Origin of the sequence: Lentimicrobium saccharophilum, from assembly GCF_001192835.1 — a bacterium.
Taxonomy (GTDB): domain Bacteria; phylum Bacteroidota; class Bacteroidia; order Bacteroidales; family Lentimicrobiaceae; genus Lentimicrobium; species Lentimicrobium saccharophilum.
This window is the reverse complement of sequence record NZ_DF968182.1, coordinates 2,336,361-2,343,351: the sequence shown is the minus strand read 5'-3', so window position 1 is coordinate 2,343,351 and position 6,991 is coordinate 2,336,361. Positions and strand designations below refer to the sequence as shown.

The following is a 6,991-nucleotide window of genomic DNA, read 5'->3' as shown; positions in this document are numbered from 1 at the left end:
TTTGCATTCAGTCAGCCTTTAAATGAGTTATTTTTGTAAGTGCAAACTGCCATTTCAACCGGCATCGTTACAAAACAGGACGCTTATGAAATTTCCGTCAACCCTCAATGTTTTCCGTTTAAATTCCGGAGCAGCCATGCCGGTGGTCGGGCTGGGGTTATACCAGATGCCCAATAACCACCTTACCCAAAAAGCTGTTGACAATGCCCTGAAGAACGGTTACCGGCATATTGATACGGCAGCCATCTATCATAATGAGGAAGTGGTGGGCAAGGCCATGGTTACGAGTCTGATCCCCAGGGAGCAGGTATTTGTCACCACCAAATTGTGGAATTCGGATCATGGATACGACCATGCCATCAAAGCCTGTCATGCCAGCCTCGCCCGGCTTGGTCTTGATTATGTTGACCTGTACCTGATTCACTGGCCGGTTCAGGGTAAGCGTAAAGACACGTGGCGGGCGCTTGAAACCTTGCTTGAGGATGGAAAATGTAAATCCATAGGGGTCAGCAATTATATGGCGCACCATCTTGAAGAACTGCTGGGCTATTGCAAAGTCCCGCCTGCTGTCAATCAGATCGAACTCCATCCTTATATATTCTCTACCCGGGCTGAAACCATTGACCTCTGCCGCAATGCGGGCATTATACCGGTTGCATACAGTCCCCTGACCAAAGGCGTCAAGCTGGGAGATCCGCGTTTGCAGAAAATTGCCTCAAAATACGGAAAATCAACTGCCCAGCTGCTGATCCGTTGGGCTTTGCAGCAGGGTTTTGCCGCTATCCCGAAATCATCCGTAATTTCCCGGATCATTGAAAACATCAATGTTTTTGATTTTGAGATATCAGCAAATGATATGGAGGAGCTGAACAGCCTGGATGAAAACCTGGTAACCGGCTGGGACCCTGCCGGGGCATTGTAACCCGGATCTTCGCAAGGCATGAGTCCACTTCAGTGATAATAACTTATATTAGCGTTTAATTTTGCGCTTAACCTTAAATGATATGAACAAACACCATAACTTTTCCCCGGAGGTGGTTGCCGGTCAGATTGCCGGAATCCTTGCTGATCCTTTTAAGGAATTCGGTAGTAAACATGATGCCATGCGTTTTGCACTCGGTATCCTCGACCTGACTACCCTTGAAGGAGCCGATACAAAGCAGAAGGTAGAGGCGCTCTGCAGGAAGGCCGTGAGTTTTAGTGAAAAAGGACTTCCCAATGTTGCGGCAGTATGTGTCTATCCGGTTTTTGCACGGCAGGTGCATACCCTGCTCGAAGGGACCGGTATTCATACAGCCTGCGTGGCCGGAGCTTTTCCTGCCGGGCAATCGCCCATTCATGTGAAACTTGCGGAAGTAAAATACGCGGTGGAAGAAGGCGCCGATGAAATAGATATGGTCATTTCCAGGGGAAAACTACTTGAGGGAGAGTATATTGAAGTATTTGATGAAATCAACGCCATCAAAGAAGTTTGTGGGAATGTTCATCTTAAGGTCATTCTTGAAACAGGGGAACTGACAGATCTTCCCAGGATCTACGATGCATCCGTGATTGCCATGAAAGCGGGGGGCGATTTTATTAAAACTTCCACGGGAAAGATCAACCCGGCAGCCACCCCCGAAGCGGCTTATGTTATGCTGCAGGCCATACGCGATTACTACGAGAGCACCGGAAAAATCACGGGATTCAAGCCCGCCGGCGGCATTTCAACCCCTGAGCAGGCGCTGGTTTATGTTAGGCTTGTGGAATCCATTCTTGGCCCCGAATGGCTGAACCCCGTACTGTTCCGGATTGGCGCCAGCCGCCTGGCTGACAACCTGGCCAATGAACTGAGTGGTAAATAAGGTTGATGCTGTGCAGTTTAAATATATTTAATTACTTGCATATAATCGGATGAGGCAGTACTTTTACGGCCTCAACGTTTTATACCAGGTTGTTTTATGCGGTTGTTGTTACACCTTTTTGTATTCCTGATTGCGGCGCATTCGCTCAGCGCACAGGTGGCAGTGGAAACCGCCCCGGATTTTACCGTCAAGGATGTTGACGGGAATCAGCACCACCTGTATGATTATCTGGATGACGGTAAGCTGGTGGTGATAGACTTTTTCACCACCAATTGCGGGCCCTGTCAGACTTATGCTTCCGAGGTCAGTGCATCCTATGAGTATTTTGGATGCAACTATAGTGATGTCATTTACCTTGGCATCAACTGGGGCAGCGACAATGACCTTGTGCGGCAGTTTGACTCCGTCTGGGGCGCTTATTATCCTTCGGTAAGCGGATTGCAGGGCGGCGGCAATGCCGTGGTAGATATCTATCAGGTGCAGTCGTACCCTACCGTTATCCTGATTGCGCCCGACCGCAGCATACTCAACAATCATATCTGGCCTCCGGAAGCGGTCAACATCAATGCGGAAGTGCTGGCGGCAGGTGGTTCTCCAATGAGTTGTACCGTGAATGCCGGATTGCTGCAGCCGGAAACAAGGGAGCGCCTGCAGGTTTTCTATCCGGATGAGCGAGTTGTTCAGATTGTTCCAGCCGGCTTGAAGGACAAAGTTTACCGGCTGGCGGTATATGGAATGGACGGACGCCGGGTATTTGAAGGATTCCCGACCGCATCCGGACAATCGCTGCAACTTGCCGGAGGAATGTATGTGGCCATATTAACGGCTGATGGCCGGCGTGCTGCATTCACTAAGTTTATCGTCCGCTGACATTTACCGGTTGGCCGGAGCACCGGCAACCTTTCCGGGCATCCGCAGGCGCCTGAACATCTGCCGGTCAGGCTTTCATCAGCCGCTGAACCTTACTGCAGGTAATTTTCCGTTTCCTGATAAAGCCGGGTGATATATTTCAGGGTAATCCGGTTGGGCTGATCCATGGTATCATAGAAATCCCATGATTCATTGCTCTCAGGGCTCACAAGCTTTGCAAAGCGGCGGATAAATTCATCCAGCTCCTCGCTGTATTCTTTGTAAATCAGCTCAAATCTTCCATCTCCATACACCTGATCGAGGGGGATCAGCCACCTGAATGAACCGGTAAGTTCAAGAATCAGGTCCTTCCATTGATTCAGGTTCTGGGTGGTTTCCCCGTCCCTGAGCCGGTATTCGATTTTCTTTGTTTCCCTGAAAATGTCGCTTGAGTCCCTGATGATCTTTTCAACGGTGCGGTAAACATGGGATTTGATAATTTCCTTCCGCCGGTCAAGTTTTGATTTTCTTCTGGCCAGGGCCGAATTCCAGATAAAGGCAGCCGCTGCCGCAATTACTGACAATGCCGTGGCAATGTCCAGTCCAATTGATAGATTCTCGAACATAACTATATATCGTTAAAGATTAAAAACAAATATAGGTTATTTTGTTTGAATAATGGATATTTGATTCTGTATATGGCCGGATTGTCAGCCATTGGCATAAAATCCTTTACTTAAATGGTATTCCCGGTTTTGCAGAATCCCGCTGCTTGGAAATAAACTTTGGTCGTTTTGGCTCTGTTTAACCTTTTGTGGTTTTCAGGTGTTATATAGCTAATTGAAATGAAGTTATGGAAATACAACTTTTTGATTCACAAGGCAGCGGGCGTGCCTTTATCCAGGGGGATAACGGGTCGCTGGCCGAAATGACCTGGATTTCGGGCGGGAAAGATCATATCATCATTGATCATACGAGGGTGGATGAATCGTTGCGCGGCACCGGTACGGGTAAAAAATTGCTGGATGCTATTGTAACAATGGCATCACAGCGCAACCTGAAGATCAGGCCGGTTTGCCCTTTTGTGGTGGCCATGTTCAGGAAGCATCCTGAATACGCCGGGGTCATCCTGCATGAATAAAGCGGTCAGCCCGGCTGAGACGGGCAGATGTCCTGACGGAAAACAGAAAAAGGCCTGCTTCGGGAAAGAAACAGGCCTCTCAAAACCGGGTTAAGCCGGTTTATTTGATTTCCCAGGTTTCGCCGCTGTTCAGCAGATCGTCAACAGTTTTGATTTTCTGGTTGGCTTTCGCATAGGCGATCTGTTCTTCCACCATATCATCGTAGGTGGGGTACATGGCCGAACGGATCACGCCGAGTGCAACGGGGAAGTGGGGATATGACATTTTGGCCAGCATCAGGTGAATGCCGGGATCCTGCTGATAGGCGTCATGCACAAGCAGATCTTCCTCGGTTACGCCGTTTTCGCCAAGGTTTACAACTTCAAGTCGTGTTCCGTTCAGGCGGATGCCCTTGTCTTTGTTTTTTCCGAAGATCATGGGTTCGCCGTTGCGGAGGACAATGGTTCGGTCGTCGCGGTGTTCCTTATTTGTGACAGAATCATGGGTTTTGTCGGCAAAAATTATGCAATTCTGCAGGATTTCCACAACCGAAGTTCCGTCGTGTTTGGCGGCCTCAAACATTACCTCGGTCATCAATCTGGGCACGGCATCAATTACCCTGGCAAAGAAAGTTCCCTGTGCGCCCAGCACAAGTTCGCCGGGGTTAAACGGATGTTCAATGGTTCCCTGGGGAGATGTTTTGGTGATGCTTCCCATAGGCGTGGTGGGCGAATACTGACCTTTGGTCAGCCCGTAAATCTGGTTGTTGAAAAGCATAATATTCACATCAATGTTTCTGCGGATAATGTGAATAAAATGGTTTCCTCCGATGGCCATGGAGTCACCGTCGCCGGTAGCTACCCAGACACTGAGATGGGGATTTGAGATTTTCACGCCTGAAGCGATGGCTGCCGCCCGGCCGTGAATACCATGGATGCCGTAAGTGTTAACATAATAGGGAAACCGTGAGGAACATCCGATGCCTGAAACGAACATAAAGTTTTCCTTACGGTATCCGATTTTAGGAAAAACATTGGCAACGGAAGAGAGGATGGCATGAGCACCGCAGCCCGGGCACCATTTAACCATCTGGTCGCTTACAAAGTCCTCTTTGGTCAGTTCTACGGAAGAACGTTCTACGGTTAAGTTAGGTTGATTGTTCATGATTATTTCTCCTCCATCGTTGCGTTAAAAACATTGACCAATTCGGTAACTGTAAATGGCAACCCCTGAACTTTATTGTATTTCAGATAGTTGTGTCCCGGGTGGGTCATTTTAAGGTAGTTTACGAACTGACCGCTATTGAGTTCACATACGATCACTTTCTTAAATCCGTTCAATACATTGGCAGTATTCTTCGGCAGTGGCATGATGTAGTTAAAGTGGGCATGGCTGATGCTTTTGCCTTCCTTCTGCAGAACTTCCACGGCTTCCGACACCGGTCCGTAGGTTCCGCCCCAGCTTACCACCAGCACATCACCCTCTTTTGTTCCGGTGATTCCCTGCTCAGGGATGAATTCAGCAACTTTTTGCACCTTGGCTTCGCGCAGGTCAACCATTTTCTGGTGATTGAGCGGATCGGTGGATACATTGCCATAGATGTCTTCTTTTTCAAGTCCGCCTACCCTGTGGCGCAGTCCTTCGGTTCCGGGCAGTGCCCATTGGCGGGCCAGGGTTTCCGGATTGCGGCGGTAAGGCTTGAAGTCCGGGTCGTTGGGTTTGGCAATAGGCGGTTTGATTTCGGGCAACTCAGCCACCTTCGGGATACGGAAGAGTTGTGAGCCGTTGCCAAGATAACCATCGGTAAGCAGGATGACAGGGGTCATGTGTTCCATGGCGATTTTCGATGCCATGTAAGCGTAGTAGAAGCAATTAGCCGAAGAGGATGCTGCTATGACCACGGCGGGGCATTCTCCGTTGCGTCCGAAAAGTGCCTGGTAGAGATCGCTCTGCTCCGATTTGGTGGGCAATCCGGTACTGGGTCCGCCACGCTGTACGTTTACAATAACAAGCGGTAGTTCCGTCATAACGGCAAGGCCGATGGCTTCGCTCTTCAGCGAAAGTCCGGGTCCGGAGGTGGTAGTAAGTGCAAGGGATCCGGTGTAACTGGCGCCGATGGCTGAACAGATGCCGGCGATTTCGTCTTCAGCCTGAAAGACCTTTGCGCCCAGTGATTTGTATTTGGCCAGTTCAATCAGAATTTCGGTTGCAGGGGTAATGGGATAGGAGCCAAGGAACAACGGGCGGCCCGAACGTTCCGAAGCAGCCAGAAAACCCCATGCCGTTGCCACATTGCCGGTAATATTGCGGTAGCGGCCGGGTTCCATTTTTGCTTTGGAAACCTGAAATACGGAAGCCAGGGCCTCTATGGTTTCAGCATAGTTGAAACCTGCTTCAAGCACCGCCTTGTTGGCTGCAATGACATCCGGTTTATTTTTAAATTTTTTATCAAAGAAATCATAAGTGTGTTTTGAACTCCATCCGAACAGGTGGTACATCATGCCCAGCGCAAACATATTTTTACTGCGCTCCGCACTTTTATTATCTATCGAAAGGTGCTTCACCGCTTCACGCGTAAGCAGGGTGATGGGTGCTTTTACAAGATTATAGCCTGACAGGCTGCCGTTTTCCAGCGGATTTTCAGTATATCCTGATTTCTTAAGTGCAGCCTCATCGAAGGCATTTTCATCCACAATAATGGTTGCGCCCGGCTTGGCCCATTTCAGGTTGGCTTTAAGCGATGCGGGATTCATCGCGACAAGCACGTCGCACAGGTCACCCGTCGTTTCAATTTTTTTGGTACCCACATGCACCTGGAATCCCGATACACCGGCAATTGTGTTATGAGGCGCACGGATTTCGGCAGGATAGTCAGGAAATGTGGCCAGGTCAAGTCCCTCAAGGGCTGCAGTGTCAGAAAACAAAGTCCCGGAAAGCTGCATTCCGTCTCCTGAGTCGCCAACAAACTTCACGACCACAGCATCCCTCTGGATAACATTACTTTTAGTTTTTACCATGATTATAAGGAGGTTGATTTGCTTCAGGCGGCAAAGTTATATTATTTATGGTCTTTGCACAGAAAGCATGCAGGAAAAATTATTAATCTAGGCTTATGCGATTTGATTCAATACAAAAAAGTTGTAAAAAGCTGAAATACAATATTATAATATACGCATC

The 6,991-nt window shown here is 48.8% G+C and carries 7 protein-coding genes; 4 read left to right on the top strand and 3 right to left on the bottom strand.

Going from position 1 to position 6,991, the window contains the following annotated elements; all coding sequences use genetic code 11:
- Positions 1 to 85 precede the first annotated feature (85 nt).
- The 3 genes from TBC1_RS09130 (at position 86) to TBC1_RS09120 (ending at position 2,714) form a co-directional block, all read left to right on the top strand.
- Positions 86 to 922 carry an aldo/keto reductase gene (locus TBC1_RS09130; RefSeq protein WP_062041160.1) on the top strand — a complete coding sequence of 279 codons (837 nt, stop codon included), beginning with the start codon at positions 86 to 88 and terminating at the stop codon, positions 920 to 922.
- An 82-nt stretch (positions 923 to 1,004) separates the two neighbouring features.
- Complete coding sequence (gene deoC / locus TBC1_RS09125; protein WP_062041158.1) at positions 1,005 to 1,844, top strand: deoxyribose-phosphate aldolase; 840 nt, start codon at positions 1,005 to 1,007, stop codon at positions 1,842 to 1,844.
- 96 nt (positions 1,845 to 1,940) lie between these two features.
- A complete protein-coding gene (locus TBC1_RS09120) occupies positions 1,941 to 2,714 on the top strand; it encodes a TlpA family protein disulfide reductase (RefSeq protein WP_062041155.1) in 774 nt (257 codons plus the stop codon).
- 92 nt (positions 2,715 to 2,806) lie between these two features.
- Here TBC1_RS09120 and TBC1_RS09115 read toward each other — a convergent pair whose 3' ends face one another.
- Positions 2,807 to 3,319: a hypothetical protein gene (locus tag TBC1_RS09115; RefSeq protein WP_062041152.1), complete on the bottom strand. Its 513-nt coding sequence runs from the start codon at positions 3,317 to 3,319 to the stop codon at positions 2,807 to 2,809.
- A gap of 227 nt (positions 3,320 to 3,546) precedes the next feature.
- Here TBC1_RS09115 and TBC1_RS09110 point away from each other — a divergent pair, with 227 nt between their 5' ends.
- Complete coding sequence (locus TBC1_RS09110) at positions 3,547 to 3,834, top strand: GNAT family N-acetyltransferase (RefSeq protein WP_062041149.1); 288 nt, start codon at positions 3,547 to 3,549, stop codon at positions 3,832 to 3,834.
- A gap of 100 nt (positions 3,835 to 3,934) precedes the next feature.
- On the opposite strand, the gene TBC1_RS09105 is transcribed toward TBC1_RS09110, so the two are convergent.
- Together TBC1_RS09105 and TBC1_RS09100 are read right to left on the bottom strand one after the other, a co-directional pair.
- Positions 3,935 to 4,978, bottom strand: coding sequence for a 2-oxoacid:ferredoxin oxidoreductase subunit beta (locus TBC1_RS09105; protein ID WP_062041147.1), 1,044 nt, complete (start codon positions 4,976 to 4,978; stop codon positions 3,935 to 3,937).
- Positions 4,979 to 4,980: 2 nt separating this feature from the next.
- Positions 4,981 to 6,831 carry a 2-oxoacid:acceptor oxidoreductase subunit alpha gene (locus TBC1_RS09100; protein ID WP_062041144.1) on the bottom strand — a complete coding sequence of 617 codons (1,851 nt, stop codon included), beginning with the start codon at positions 6,829 to 6,831 and terminating at the stop codon, positions 4,981 to 4,983.
- Positions 6,832 to 6,991: the final 160 nt, after the last annotated feature.

What these genes read in the sequence shown, in the direction of transcription:
- TBC1_RS09115 (WP_062041152.1), bottom strand. Translation starts at nt 3,319, where the DNA reads ATGTTCGAGAATCTATCAATTGGACTGGACATTGCCACGGCATTGTCA.
- TBC1_RS09120 (WP_062041155.1), top strand. Translation starts at nt 1,941, where the DNA reads ATGCGGTTGTTGTTACACCTTTTTGTATTCCTGATTGCGGCGCATTCG.
- TBC1_RS09105 (WP_062041147.1), bottom strand. Translation starts at nt 4,978, where the DNA reads ATGAACAATCAACCTAACTTAACCGTAGAACGTTCTTCCGTAGAACTG.
- TBC1_RS09110 (WP_062041149.1), top strand. Translation starts at nt 3,547, where the DNA reads ATGGAAATACAACTTTTTGATTCACAAGGCAGCGGGCGTGCCTTTATC.
- deoC (WP_062041158.1), top strand. Translation starts at nt 1,005, where the DNA reads ATGAACAAACACCATAACTTTTCCCCGGAGGTGGTTGCCGGTCAGATT.
- TBC1_RS09100 (WP_062041144.1), bottom strand. Translation starts at nt 6,831, where the DNA reads ATGGTAAAAACTAAAAGTAATGTTATCCAGAGGGATGCTGTGGTCGTG.
- TBC1_RS09130 (WP_062041160.1), top strand. Translation starts at nt 86, where the DNA reads ATGAAATTTCCGTCAACCCTCAATGTTTTCCGTTTAAATTCCGGAGCA.